This is a genomic window from Streptomyces sp. NPDC051020, from assembly GCF_040683105.1.
Taxonomy (GTDB): Bacteria; Actinomycetota; Actinomycetes; order Streptomycetales; family Streptomycetaceae; genus Streptomyces.
Window position 1 is genome coordinate 1 of sequence record NZ_JBFBCG010000038.1, and the last position, 13253, is coordinate 13253.

General features: G+C 68.4%; 9 protein-coding genes. 5 read left to right on the plus strand and 4 right to left on the minus strand.

The features are described from left to right. The first annotated feature begins 255 nt into the window (after positions 1 to 255). Entirely contained in the window at positions 256 to 540 is a 285-nt protein-coding gene (locus tag AB0N06_RS21260) for a hypothetical protein (RefSeq protein ID WP_366136237.1), read from the plus strand. A 542-nt stretch (positions 541 to 1082) separates the two neighbouring features. On the opposite strand, the gene AB0N06_RS21265 is transcribed toward AB0N06_RS21260, so the two are convergent. Next, positions 1083 to 1595 carry a hypothetical protein gene (locus AB0N06_RS21265; RefSeq protein ID WP_366136238.1) on the minus strand — a complete coding sequence of 171 codons (513 nt, stop codon included), beginning with the start codon at positions 1593 to 1595 and terminating at the stop codon, positions 1083 to 1085. Between the two features lie 29 nt (positions 1596 to 1624). Next, positions 1625 to 2791, minus strand: coding sequence for an ImmA/IrrE family metallo-endopeptidase (locus tag AB0N06_RS21270; RefSeq protein WP_366136239.1), 1167 nt, complete (start codon positions 2789 to 2791; stop codon positions 1625 to 1627). Positions 2792 to 3139: 348 nt separating this feature from the next. Between AB0N06_RS21270 and AB0N06_RS21275 the strand changes: the two genes are divergently transcribed. After that, positions 3140 to 4600: an amino acid permease gene (locus tag AB0N06_RS21275; protein ID WP_366136241.1), complete on the plus strand. Its 1461-nt coding sequence runs from the start codon at positions 3140 to 3142 to the stop codon at positions 4598 to 4600. A 36-nt stretch (positions 4601 to 4636) separates the two neighbouring features. Here the strand turns inward: AB0N06_RS21275 and AB0N06_RS21280 are convergent, their stop codons facing one another. Both AB0N06_RS21280 and AB0N06_RS21285 read right to left on the minus strand, forming a co-directional pair. Continuing rightward, positions 4637 to 5836 (minus strand): hypothetical protein, encoded by a 1200-nt coding sequence (locus AB0N06_RS21280; RefSeq protein WP_366136242.1) that lies wholly within the window; start codon positions 5834 to 5836, stop codon positions 4637 to 4639. 48 nt (positions 5837 to 5884) lie between these two features. Beyond that, a complete protein-coding gene (locus tag AB0N06_RS21285) occupies positions 5885 to 7558 on the minus strand; it encodes a hypothetical protein (protein WP_366136243.1) in 1674 nt (557 codons plus the stop codon). Positions 7559 to 8118: 560 nt separating this feature from the next. Between AB0N06_RS21285 and AB0N06_RS21290 the strand changes: the two genes are divergently transcribed. The 3 genes from AB0N06_RS21290 to AB0N06_RS21300 are packed head-to-tail and all read left to right on the plus strand — an operon-like array spanning position 8119 to position 13167. Beyond that, complete coding sequence (locus tag AB0N06_RS21290; RefSeq protein ID WP_366136244.1) at positions 8119 to 9060, plus strand: ABC transporter ATP-binding protein; 942 nt, start codon at positions 8119 to 8121, stop codon at positions 9058 to 9060. Then, positions 9057 to 10415: an ABC transporter permease gene (locus tag AB0N06_RS21295; protein ID WP_366136245.1), complete on the plus strand. Its 1359-nt coding sequence runs from the start codon at positions 9057 to 9059 to the stop codon at positions 10413 to 10415. The genes AB0N06_RS21290 and AB0N06_RS21295 overlap by 4 nt, the downstream gene beginning before the upstream one ends. A gap of 4 nt (positions 10416 to 10419) precedes the next feature. Continuing rightward, the gene (locus AB0N06_RS21300; protein ID WP_366136246.1) at positions 10420 to 13167 is read left to right on the plus strand and encodes a bifunctional YncE family protein/alkaline phosphatase family protein; all 2748 of its coding nucleotides are present in this window, start codon (positions 10420 to 10422) and stop codon (positions 13165 to 13167) included. The last annotated feature ends 86 nt before the right edge of the window (positions 13168 to 13253 follow it).

A 13253-nucleotide genomic window follows, 5' to 3' on the forward strand; every position in this document is an offset into this window, starting at 1 on the left:
CGCGTCCTGGGCGACCGCACCCCCGCCGAGGCCATGAGACGCTGGTCAAAGGAACTCGCCTACCGCTGATTCGCAACGATCAGTGGAAACCGCCCAGGAATCGCGGACGATGTCGTCGATACGATCCGCGAGCAGGCCAACGCGCCCTGGGGGCTGAGTCCCATCTCGCCGGAGAACCTGCCGGGGCGTCTCGGTGGGAGTCCTGATGAAACGTCCTTCGGTCCCATCGCGATCCAGGTACGTCGAGGGGCCGAAGTGCTCGGCTACGATCCAAACAACCTGACCGAACACCACCGGTCGGTTGTGGAGGAGTCCCTCCAGGATCCAGGACAGAACATCTTCATCGCATCCGAGTACCTCGCTCAGCTCAAAGCGGAGAGCGAGTTCGCCAACGTACCGCCGGAGGAGATGACGCCCGCCCAATATCAGGAGCTCGCGGCGCGGTACAACGGCGGACCGTACTGGGCCGGAGATGACGCCCAGGCATACGGCCGGGGTTTCAACAATGACCTCGACAACGCAAGGGACGCACTGCGCTAATGCTCGACCGCTCCGGAACTACGCGTACGGTTGAGGACCAAGGCTGCCTTCGATGGGTCATGGCCGTACCCCTGGTGATCCTTTATGCCGTCGCGGCAGGCTGCTGTTACTACGCGCTGACCATCCGCCCGTCAGGCATCTGGGACAAGGACGCGTACGGCGCGATCACCTTGTCGTGTTTCTTCACCATCGCTGTCAGTGCTGTCGCGCTGCTCATCACAGTCGTCCCTCCTTCGGTGCGCCACGCCATGGGACGCGGGTGGCTCGTTCCACCACTGGTCCTTGCTGCGGTAGCCGCTGCCCGTTGGGCGTTGGGCAGCTGACGTCAGCTGTGAAAGTGGCTCTCGGTGGCGGTGTTCGCCAACTCGACGAACTCTGCCACTGAGGCGGGCCGGGGCAGCGGCGCGCAGCGGATCTCGGCTGCCGGCAGGGCGGCTTCGGCCACCTTGTCGTGGCCCGGAGCGAAAGAGCAGCCGGCGCCCACCGTGGTTCGGCAGCCGCATCAGCAGATGCCCGTCGAGGTGAGGTCGCGCCTGGAAGCCTCACGGCAGCAGGCCTTCAGGTTTTTGCGGAACGCCTCGTACATGACGACCAGCCGCCCCCATCGCAAGCAGCAAGCGGTGCCCCTCACTGGCGGGGGTCAGGCCGCCGCCGACGGCCTCCCGCATGAGGTCGGCCGTGTTCTTGACGCAGATGCCTTTGCGGCGGGCGTAGTGGCCCGCTTCGCCGTCGTCCGTGATCCATACGGAGTCCGCTAACTCTCTGCGGTGCTCGATGATGACCAGTGTCTCCGCCTCGCCCAGGTGTTGCAGCGGCCGGGACGGTGAGCCGCCGAACACCACACGGCGCATGCGGTCCACGAGTGCGGTTTCGGCCGGGTCGTCGATCTCGATGGGATCGCCGAGCCATCCGTCCTCGGTCACCTGGCGCAGCCGCGGCCAGTACCGGGTCGATTGCTGGGCCTCCGCCGCAACCGCCTGCGTCCAGCGGCCGCGACCGTCCAGGATCTTTTCCAGCAGGCTCAGACGGTCGACCGCCGCGAAGTTGCACAGCACAGTGTTGTCGGGGAACCAACAGTGGCGTGTCATGGCTGGAAGACCAGGTCCCCTTCGTCCACGTCGGCTGTGGACGGTGCGCCGTCCTCCGGCTCGGGTTCGAGCGTCGCGCGGATCTCGTCGACGTCCAGGCCGGAGTAGGCGGCCAGCGGGCGCAGGGTCGTCTCTCCGGCGAGGTAGGCCTCGTACAGCGACCGGATGGGCCGGAAAGGCAGCCGTGCGGCTTCCGCCCAGGCAGTGCGGGATGCGAAAGCGTCGCTCTGTCCGGTCAGCAAGTGGCAGGCCTCCGTGGCGAGTTCACGCAGTCTGCTTCTCGTCTCGGCATCGATGAACCCCAGCTGGGAAAGCCGGGCGGCGAGTGCGCTCGGCGACACCTTGAAGCGCGCGACGAGCGATCTGAGCTCTTCGTCCGTGAGGTCACGCCCTTTCGCAGCAGCGCTCAGCTCGTCCCTGGGCATCAGCAGGTTGGCGGCGAACACATTGGCGCGGATCTCTGTCAGGTCCTTCTGTCGCCCCGGCGCGAGGTGAGTCTCCGTGAGGAGGTCCTGGGCGTCCCGGGCCAGGATGTGCCCGAGTTCATGGGCGAGCGTGAAGCGCTGGCGCGTCGGCACCTTCGTCCGGCCGATCATGATGAGCCGGAATCCGTCCGCCTGCCAGGCCGCACCGTCGACACCGTTGGGCAAGCCGATCTTCGCCACGTCCACGCCGAAGGCACGCTCCATGACATGGACCAGCTCGGGCGTCTCCAGATCGCTGACCGTCGGTGCCCCGGCGGCGGCCAGGGCGTCCTCGGCCAGAGCCACACCCTGGTCGACATGTCGCTCCACCTCGCTCCGGACGGATGGCAGTTCCGGCAGCTCCGGTGACCGGCCAAGAAATTCCAGTACCTCGTGGGCCGTCGTGAACCTCTCGACGAGATCCCTGAGCGTGTCGTGTCCCCGGCCATCGGCTTCCGGGGCACTTGCGCAGGCCGCGAAGGCAGGACGGAGCGGCTCGCGGCCGGTCAGGAGCCAGTCCACGGTAGTGCTGCCGAACTCGGCGATCCGGGCGAGGTCAAGAGACGTGAAACGTCGGACGCCACTGAGAGACTTCGACAGTTTGTCGGGGGTCAGTCCAATGGTCTCGGCAAACGCTGCCTGGCGGACCGAGGCCGCGTCCATGACTTGTCGTACACGTTCGCTCACAGTCTCGCCCATAAGGCCAGCGTACGAGGGGGTTGCGAAAATCGCAACGTTCACCGCTTGTGCCTCGTCTTCGGCGCCGCCGATATCGCAGTGTCCGGACCGGATGTGCACACACCATCGCCTCCGCGAAGCCCTTGACCATCGCCCGCGGCGCGTAGGGACGCGCGGAGGCGTGCACACACCCCTTGCTTACCGGCCCGTAACCTCCGATGTACCTCAGATTTGTTCCTGAGTGATGTAGGGCACTGCCAAAATCACAGGATTCCCCGATGATGGCCGTTGAGCCGTGCCACGGTGACGACCCTCTGGCCCCCACGGCCGGGACCGCCCACCTTCCCCCCACAAAGGCAAATCTCCTCCATGAGTGACCGCTCCACTGCGGCAGAATCGCTCGCCGCCGCCCCATCGGCGACGAACTCCCCCCACCGGGACGCCGGCGATGCCGGTTACAGCAAGGACCTCAAGTCCCGTCACATCAACATGATCGCCATCGGCGGCGCGATCGGCACCGGTCTGTTCCTGGGCGCGGGCGGGCGACTGGCCGCTGCCGGTCCCTCGCTCGCCATCGCCTATGCGATCTGCGGTCTCTTCGCCTTCTTCGTCGTCCGCGCGCTCGGCGAGCTGGTCCTCTACCGGCCGTCCTCCGGCGCCTTCGTCTCGTACGCCCGTGAGTTCATGGGTGAGAAGGGCGCCTTCGCGGCCGGCTGGCTGTACTTCCTGAACTGGTCGACGACCGCCGTCGCCGACATCACCGCGGCCGCCACCTACGCCCACTTCTGGGCGATGTTCAGCGACATCCCGCAGTGGATCCTCGCGCTGATCGCCCTCGCCGTCGTGCTCACCGCGAACCTGATCTCGGTGAAGTACTTCGGTGAGATGGAGTTCTGGTTCGCGATCATCAAGGTTTCCGCCCTGGTCGCGTTCATGCTCATCGGGATCTACCTGGTGGTCACCCAGCACCCGGTGGACGGTCACACGCCCGGCTTCTCCACCATCTCCGACAGCGGCGGCATCTTCCCCACCGGCACTCTCCCAATGCTGATGGTGATCCAGGGTGTCGTGTTCGCGTACGCCTCCGTCGAGCTGTGCGGCGTGGCCGCCGGTGAGACGGAGAACCCCGAGAAGATCATGCCCAAGGCGATCAACTCGATCATGTGGCGCGTCGGCCTCTTCTACGTGGGCTCGGTCGTGCTGCTCGCCCTCCTGCTGCCGTACACCTCGTACTCGGGGGACGAGAGCCCGTTCGTCACCGTCATGGAAAAGCTCGGCATCCCGGGCGCCGCCGGTGTGATGAACCTGGTCGTGCTGACCGCGGCGCTCTCCAGCCTGAACTCCGGGCTGTACTCCACCGGCCGCATCCTGCGCTCCATGGCGCTGGCAGGCTCCGCTCCCAGGTTCACCGGCCGGATGAACAAGGGGCAGGTGCCCTACGGCGGCATCCTGCTGACCGCCGGATTCGGTGTTCTGGGCGTCGTGCTCAATTACGTCATGCCGGGCCAGGCGTTCGAGATCGTTCTCAACTTCGCGTCGATCGGCATCCTCGGTACCTGGGGCATGATCATGCTCTGTTCGCTGCTGTTCTGGCACCGATCACAGGACGGCAGGGTCACCCGCCCCGCGTACCGGCTGCCCTGGGCCCCGTACACGCAGATCGTCACGCTGGTCTTCCTCGCCGGTGTCGTCTTCCTGATGTGGTGGGGCGGCGGAGTGGGCCGTACGACCGTGCTGTGTCTGCCGCTGATCGCGGCGGCGCTGGTCGGCGGATGGTTCGTGGTCCGTGGACGGGTGAACAGCCTCGCGCGGGCACGCCAGGACGCCTGACGTTTCCAGGCACCGGCGACGGCCCGCGCGGAATCATCAGCGCGCGGGTCGTTCGCGTGGATGGGGAATGCCGATCTCGTCGAAGCGACGCATGAGCGCCGGCTTGCCCCCATGGGCCTCGCGCAGGCGTCCGGCCCGCTCCTCGAAAGCGGTGATGTCACCGGTGCGGGCGTGGGCGGCGCGCAGGTCGTCCAGGAGCACGGAGGCGCGGTCGTAGGCTGAGGAGTTCTTCCGCGCGATGAGGTCCTCGACCGTGCCCCAGGTCTGCTCCGCGTTGCGGGCGAGGTGGTCCAGTCGGTCGGCGCGGGCCGCCTCGGCGGCCTCGACGCGACGGCGCTCGTCCGCTTCCCGCGCTGCGCGTTCCCGCTCAAGGCGTCCGGTGCGCTGCGCATGAGCGGCGTCCAGCAGCTGCGCGGCACTGCGCCGCACGTCCGGCGCGGTGTCCTGGTCGCCCATGGCGGCTTCCCGGTAACGGGCCAGCAGTTGTGCTCCGGGACGCGGCTCGCTGCCCATGGCTGCGTTCAGCAGCAGGGTGTCCTTCTCTGCGGCGGGGAGCTCGGCAATGAACGAGGCGAGCCGCTTCCGGTCCACTCGGGGCTCGGTGTCGGCTGCGCTCGCCTGCGCGGCTACGTTCAGCAGCTCCGGGTCGACGCGCAGGAACTCGGCCAGTGCCTGCTGCGCGCCGGTGAGCGTGCCCAGTCCGGCGGGGACTGGCGGCTCCACCTCACGCGCGTACTCCTCCTCGTCATCGTCCGCGAGCGCCCATAGGCCAAGACCGGCCAGCCACGCCAGGTACAGCGGTCGCAGATCGCCCGCGGCGAGCTCGGCCCGGAGCCCGATGAACACGGACAGCGTCCAGGACGCCATGGCCTCCCAGTCCTCCTCACCTCCGTCATCCGGCTCCGGGCAGAAGTCCAGCAGGGTGTGCCCCTTGCAGGTGCGGACGCTCAGCGACTCGTCCAGCGCGTAGACCGACGCCGTCTTCGCCGGGAGCACGGCGGCGGGCAGACGCAGCAGGAGGCGGCGGCTGCCCCAGTTGGCGAAGTACAGGTGGGCGTCGTAGAGCTCCTCGACGAGTTTCGTCGCGTCTCCACGGAAGTTGCCCCAGTGGTACTCGTTGACGAACCGGGTCGCCGTCATGTCCGCCCGGGTCGACAGGGCCCGCACCTGTGCCACCTCGGCCTTGCTCAGCGGGCGGTCCACGGCGAGGAACTCGTAGTACTGGTACTCACTCACGCTCCGGATGCTACCGAACTCTGTCGGTGTGCCGGAATGGCCTCGGCTTCACAGTCCGTGCTGGTCGAGGAGCCGCATCAGGTTCCGCTTGCGCTTCTGACCGGCGCGCAGGGCGGCGAGGTAGGCGGCGAAATCGTCCGGAGTGCCCAGGCGGCGGTGGCAGTCGCGCATGCTCAGGAGCAGGCTGGTCAGGCGCTGGTAGACCGCGTTGCCGGTCTCTTTCTCAAGGGGTTCGGCCAGGCGCTGGTAGACGCGCAGCGCGTCGGCGGGGCGGGTGGTGCGTGCCTGGTCGGCGAGGGCGAGCCACTGCCGGTCGTGAGCGCCGGAAGCCGTGGCGGCCTGCCAGGCGGCATCGGTGTCCTTGTCGTCGAGCAGAGCGTCGATCAGGACCGGGCCGCCGTACCGGACCCGCTCACGCTGTGCGGCGTCGGCACGCAGCAGCACCAGCGCCTGCCCGCGCTCGGCCTCCCAGCAGTCGGCTGCCTGTGCCGCCGTGCGCAACTGCTGGTACGCGGCAAGGGAGCGATGGGCGGTGAAGTGGGCGCGGCGCACGGCGACCGCGTCGAAGAACCGGTCCGAGCGTGTGTAGCGGTCGCAGAGGTAGTCGACCAGGCCGATGGCGGGGGTGGTGGTGTCGGAGACTTCGCCGATGCCGCGTTCCGCCCAGCGCAGCGCGTCGCCGGGGCGGCCGGCAGCGTCCAGTTCGCGGGCGATGACCAGGTGGGTACTGCCGTCGCGTGCAAGATCGGCCGCGTGCACGGCGATCACCGAGTCCACATCGCCGGCCGCCTTGGCCAACCGTTCCATCAGGTACTTCTCCGCCCAGCCTGTGCGGTTGCTACGCCAGGCTTCGAGCGCCAACTTCCTTATGCCGGCCAGTCCCCGATCGCCGAGGACGTCCTCGTAGTCGAGCGGGTCGATGCCGGTCAGGTCGTCCGAGCCGCTGAGCACATGGCCGACCAGCCACCGCGCGGTCTCCTCCGGATCGGGGCGGGCCGCGTGGCACGCGTCGAGATGGACTGCGGCAAGAGCGGCCCCGACCTCAGTGAGGAGTCCGTCGGAGTCGTCGATCGCGTCCTGCACCTCGCTCAGCATCTGCATCGCCTCCCGTGAAAGGGAGATCGCGTCCGCGGGCCGCCCGGTGGCGGTCAGAGCGGCGATGGCGGAGACCGCCTGCGAGGCCTGTTTGCCGTAGGCGCGGGCATCGGCGTACTCGACGTATCCGTACCGCGCGAAGCTGCCGATGTCGAGGAGTTCGCGAATCCGGGTGCGGACTTCGGCGAGGTCTCCGCGGGCACTCGCCGCACGCAACTCCAAGCGGCGGCGCACCTGGCGGTCCTCAGCGATCTGCTCCCGTACGAGTGCGAGCAACTCGTCCCTGGAGAGCGCGGCCAGCCACGCGTCCAGGTCCTGAACGCGGCTGCGGGCACGGGTTCGCTCCCCCGGCAGGCTCTCCGAACGGGCGAGCGCGGTCAGGCCGAGCGCGACCAGGTGCTTGCAGAAGTTGCCCTCCATTCCGTACGGGCAGTCGCACTCCCCGGTGAGCCCTTCAGGCTCGTCGAGTGACAACTCCACCTCGTAGGCGTCCGTCCCGTGGACCGTGGCGGTGATCCAGCCGTCGCCGACCTCCAGAGCGGTCACCGCGTCCAGATAGTCCTCGCCCCGCTCGAAAGACCGCCGCCCGGCCAGTACCCGCAGATCCGCCTCGGTGAACCCACCCATGATTTCCCGCCTCGGCCTTCCCATGTCGTTCCCGGAACCCACACCCGTCATCCTGCCTGCTCGGGTACACCTCTTCCGAGACTCGTCCCTGTCATCGGGTGACGACCTGAACGTACGGGCATCCGCGCCCAGCAGGCCGGGCGGGCAGCAAGCAAGGGCTCCCGCAGTGCTGAGAAGCATCGTCGTTCTGGGTCGGCTGGTACGTCCGACGAGCGTTCCCTGGCCGGCCTGCAGCCCGCGCAGTAGGCCGAGGCCGCGAACGCAGGCCCCGCGCGCCGGCACGGCATCGCCGCAGCCCTTCGCTCGCTGCGTCAGCGGCCGTACCACCTGCACGAGTTGCTCAGTTCTACGCCCACCCTGGTCACGAAAAAGAGGGTTGTGACCGCCCAGTCACCACCCTCTGGGGCAAAAGGAGCCGGTCGACATATCGACGGCGCTCGGCGGGGCATCGGAGCGGCGGGGGCCAGGTTGCCTCCCGTTCCATAAACGTTCAACCGACTGTCCCTGCCTGCCATATGTGCCGTCCCTAGGGTCCTTGAAGGTTTCGAAAGGAGGGGCTCATGGACACACTCTTCGCGATCCGGGCTCGCGGGATCACCAAGTTTTTCGGCGACGTCGTCGCACTCGACAACATCGATCTGGATGTGACGCAGGGTCAGATCCATGGCTTGGTCGGACCGAACGGTGCCGGCAAGACGACCTTGCTCGGCCTCCTGCTGGGCCTGGCCGTCGCCGACAGCGGCCGCCTCGAGATCCTGGGTACGCCGGTCGGGCGGGCGCTCGCCGCTCCCGACGGTGTCGCCGGCTTCGTGGATGGTCCCGGTCTCTACCCCTCGCTCACCGCCCGGCAGAACCTCGCCGCGTTGGCCGCTCTCCGCGGCCGCGACGCGCGGACAACGGGGATCGACGACGTGCTCGACCAGGTCGGACTCACCGATGTCGCCGACGACCGGGCCCGCGGCTTCTCCCTCGGCATGCGTCAACGGCTCGGGATCGCCGCCGCCCTGCTCACCAAGCCCCGGCTGCTCGTGCTCGACGAACCTTCCAACGGCCTCGACCCCGCCGGCAAAAGAGACGTACACGGTGTCCTCACCCGGCTCGCTTCGGACGGAACCAGCGTCGTGCTCTCGAGCCACCGCATGGACGACCTCGAGGCACTGTGCTCCGAGGTCACCATCGTCGCCACCGGACGGGTCGTCTTCTCAGGCCCGCTGAGCAAGCTGGCCGCCGAGAACCGTGAACTCGACTACCGTCTGCTGACCTCCGACCCGCAGGCCGCCCGCCGACTGGCTGTTGACACGGCCGGAATCCGCGTCGTCGACGACGCCGGGGCACGGTACGGCGCCGAAGTGCTCGTCGTGCGCGCGCTGGTGCCCGCCCTCGACGAACTGGTGGTGAGGCTCGTGCACGCGGGCGTCGCGGTGCGCGAGCTCGCACCTGTGGTGTCGCCGCTCGAGGCCGCGTTCCTCGCCCTGACCGAGCAGCAGGAGGCCGGCCGATGACCGAGACCATAGCCGACGACATCGTTGCCGGTACCCGCCGCGTCCCGGTTTCGCGCGCCTACCGCTTCGAGCTGGTCAAGTTGGTCTCGCAATGGCGGATCCGCTTGCTGGTCCTCGCCTGCTGGATCGCGCCGGCGCTCTTCGTCGCCGCGGTGAGCCAGCAGAGCACGCTCCCCTCCGATACCCTCTTCGGTCGCTGGATGCACGCCACGGGGTGGGCCGGATCGCTGGTGGTGCTCGGTTTCGCGGGCACCTGGGCGCTGCCGCTGCTGGCCTCGGTGGTCGCCGGCGATGTGTTCGCCTGCGAGGACCGGCTCGGCACCTGGCGCCACCTGCTCGTGGCGGTCCGCTCGCCTCGCCGGATCTTCGCAGCGAAGGCGCTGGCCAGCCTCACCGTCATCCTGCTGCTCGTGGCCGGGCTGGCCTGTTCCAGCGCGGCCGGCGGGGTCGTGGCGGTCGGTAATCAGCCGCTGGTCGGCCTCGACGGCCACCTGCTGACGCCGGCGGACGCCGGCGGTAGGGTCCTGCTCGCCTGGGTCTGCGTGCTCGCCCCGACCCTGGCCCTCGCCGCGATCGGACTCCTCGGGTCGGTCGCACTGGGGCGGTCCCCGATGGGGCTGCTGCTGCCCGCGCTCGTCGCGCTCGCGATGCAGCTCGCCCAGATGCTGCCGCTGCCCGTCGCCGTGCGCCTCGCCCTGCCCGGCTACGCATTCACCGCCTGGAACGGCCTGTTCACCAGCCCGGCACAGCTCGGCCCGCTCCTGATCGGCATCGTGGTCAGCCTGGTGTGGGCCGCGACAGCGACAGTGCTGGCTTACCTGCTGTTCCTGCGGCGCGACTTCACCAACCTGAGCTACGACGGCTCCGGGCGCCGCGCGATCACCACCGGACTCCTGCCGCTGGCCGGACTGACCGCCCTCACCGTCGCGGTGGTCGCCGTGGCGACCCCGTCGATGGGGTCCGGGATCGAGCAGGACAAGGTGCAGCGGTCGGTCGCCACGGCATTCGCCCACCTCTACCGCATACAGACCCAGCAGCTCAACCGCCCCGCCGTCACCGAGGCGCACCTGCGGGTCACGGCGGCGTGCAACAAGAGCGGCGGCCAGGTCGCCCCCCAGGGGGCGGGCAATGACTGGCGTTGCGTCATCACCTGGCATCTCCCCGGCGTCGAAGCCGCAGGGACGGCCATCTACCAGCTTGACGTCGCCTCAGACGGGCGGTTCGTGGCCGATGGCGACGGACCGAAGGAAGTGAACGGCTACTTCCTGGTGCGGACCCCGACCGGGGACGCACCGAACCCTCTTTGGCAGTTCGACGGCAACGTCGAACTGCTCGACACCACCCTGAAGGGATAACTCCATGCAGGTAACACGGCAGCGTCGGACGAACGAGAACAAGCAGATCAGCCTTTTCGGTAAACGCGTCGGCCGCCGGACCACTCTGGTAACGACGGGCATCGCTGTCGCCCTCGCCGTCACGGGCACCGCTGTTGCCCAGACGCACCAGTTCGGCACCCAGCAGGTCGGCCAGGTCACCGCTGACGGTCAGGTCGTCTCCGCCGACCAGTACATCGCCCCGTACGGCAGCCGCACCGTCATCAACGATGGCAAGATCATGTCGTCCTCGGCCAGCCCGGACGGCACCCACCTCGCGGCCTCGGTCACCGACGGTGGAATGGCGCTGGTCGTCATGGACCTCAAGACCGGGCAGGTGAAGCAGCGCGTCGGCAACAACGCGTCGGCGAACCTGCGCATCAGCGGCAACGACGTGGGCCAGGAAGGCCCCACGTACTCGCCCGACGGTTCGCAGCTGTGGCTGGGCCAGACCGACGGCTACACCAAGTTCACCGTGAACCCGGACGGCACCCTCTCCAACCCGACGTTCATCCGGATCCCGGCCGACGGCTCCAAGCGCGCGCTGGTGGGTGCGGCGGCGTTCTCGGCGGATGGCTCCACCGTGTACTCCGCGGTCAACGGCCAGAACCGGGTGGTCGCCATCGACGCGGCGACCGGGGCCATCAAGCAGAGCTGGACCGTGGGCAACGCCCCCCGTGGCATCGCCATGGTCGGCAACAAGCTCTACGTCAGCAACGAGGGCGGGCGTCCGGCCAAGACCGGCGACACCACGATCAACTCCTACGGCACCCAGGTGCCGGCCGACCCGGACACCGGTGCCACCACCACCGGCACGGTCAGCGTCATCAACCTGGCGGACCCGTCCGCCGCCGTCGGGAGCATCGACGTCGGTCTGCACCCGACCGCGGTGTACGCCAAGAACGGGGCGGTGTTCGTCACCAACACCGCCGACAACGACGTGTCGGTCATCAACACCGCCAACGACAAGGTCGTGCAGACCATCGCCACCCGGCCGTGGCCCAAGGCGTCGGTGGGCTACGAGCCCAACGCGGTGACGCTCACCGACGACGGTCGCCTGCTGGTGACGCTCGGCCGCGCCAACGCGGTCGCCGTCTACCGGTACACCTCGCCGCAGGAGCCGGCCAGCTACGTCGGCCTGCTTCCGACGGACTACTTCCCCGCGGAGATCACCACCATCGGCAAGAACGTGGTCGTCTCCAACACCCGCGGTATCGACGCCCGCCGCCCCACCAACAAGGCCGGGCACGGCACCCACGACACGACGTCGAGCCTGACGCAGTTCACTCTGCCGGACGACGGCGTCATCAAGTCCGAGACCGGCAAGGTCTTCACCCAGAACGGCTGGCACGGCAGCTCGGTCACCGAGGGCAGGGGCGACGCGAAGCCGGTACCGGTCCCGGTGAAGCTCGGCGACCCCTCGACGATCAAGCACGTCTTCCTGCTCGTCAAGGAGAACCGGACCTACGACCAGGTCTTCGGTGACATGCCGCAGGGCAACGGAGACCCGGCGCTGACGCAGTTCGGCGAGAACGTGACGCCCAACCAGCACGCGCTGGCTCGGCAGTTCGGGCTGTACGACAACACGTACGACATCGGCACGAACTCCGCCGAGGGTCACAACTGGCTGATGCAGGCCGACAACCCGGAGTACACCGAGTCCTCGGCCGGTGAGTACAAGCGCAGCTACGACACCCAGGACGACGCTCTCGGCCACCAGAAGTCCGGCTTCATCTGGAGCGGTGCGCAGGCGGCCGGGAAGACCGTGCGGGACTTCGGCCAGTTCCAGTCGTTCGAGAGCAAGCCGGCCGGCGCGAGCTGGCAGAACCTGTACTGCGATGCCAAGAACATGGACGCGACCGGGCAGAAGACCGCCTACCCCATACAAACGGGCTCGGCGATCCCGTCGCTCAACAAGGTGTCGGTGCCCGGCTTCCCGAAGTTCGACATGGACGTCCCGGACGTCTACAAGAGCGAGATCTGGAAGCAGGACTTCGAGAAGAACGGTCCGGCGAACCTGAACATGTTCTGGTTCTCCAACGACCACACCGGTGGTCCGACGAACTCGGCCGCCGCGGTCGCGGACAACGACCTCGCGGTCGGCAAGATGGTTGACGAGATCTCGCACAGCAAGTACTGGAAGGACTCGGCGATCTTCGTCGTCGAGGACGACTCCCAGAACGGCCTCGACCACGTCGACGGCCACCGTGCCCCGATCCAGATCATCAGCCCCTGGGCCCAGCACGGCAAGGTCGACAGCCGCTACTACTCGCAGATCACGATGATCCGGACCATCGAGCAGATCCTCGGGATCCACCCGATGAACCAGAAGGACAGCGCGGCCAGCCCGATGCGTGGGGCGTTCACCCAGAACCCGGACTTCACGCCGTTCACCGCGCTGCCCAACCGGGTCTCGCTGACCGATGGTCTGAAGACCCCGCCTGCCTGCGGTCTGGACACCCCGGCGCCGCAGAACCCCAGTGCTGCGGCCGCGCCGTCGGCGAAGGTGCCGGCGGGCAAGCAGGAGCTCGCGGCGCAGTGGGAGACCTGGAAGTCGAAGCAGCGGCTGACCGGGCCGGGCGCCACGCCCGACTTCGCGAACCCGGCTCAGATGAACCACTTCACCTGGTACGAGACGCACGGGTGGAGCAAGCCGTACCCCGGCGAGAAGAAGATCTTCACGCCGGAGGACGTGCCGGGCGCGTACATCCCGTCGCCGGAGTCCGACGGCTGACGTAGGTTGATCGCGCCAAGGGGCCCGTGGCCGGCGGCACCGCCGGCCACGGGCCCCTTCTGCGCCCTGTGTGGCCCATACAGTCC

What these genes read in the sequence shown, in the direction of transcription:
- AB0N06_RS21295 (WP_366136245.1), top strand. Translation starts at nt 9,057, where the DNA reads ATGACCGAGACCATAGCCGACGACATCGTTGCCGGTACCCGCCGCGTC.
- AB0N06_RS21285 (WP_366136243.1), bottom strand. Translation starts at nt 7,558, where the DNA reads ATGGGTGGGTTCACCGAGGCGGATCTGCGGGTACTGGCCGGGCGGCGG.
- AB0N06_RS21290 (WP_366136244.1), top strand. Translation starts at nt 8,119, where the DNA reads ATGGACACACTCTTCGCGATCCGGGCTCGCGGGATCACCAAGTTTTTC.
- AB0N06_RS21275 (WP_366136241.1), top strand. Translation starts at nt 3,140, where the DNA reads ATGAGTGACCGCTCCACTGCGGCAGAATCGCTCGCCGCCGCCCCATCG.
- AB0N06_RS21270 (WP_366136239.1), bottom strand. Translation starts at nt 2,791, where the DNA reads ATGGGCGAGACTGTGAGCGAACGTGTACGACAAGTCATGGACGCGGCC.
- AB0N06_RS21300 (WP_366136246.1), top strand. Translation starts at nt 10,420, where the DNA reads ATGCAGGTAACACGGCAGCGTCGGACGAACGAGAACAAGCAGATCAGC.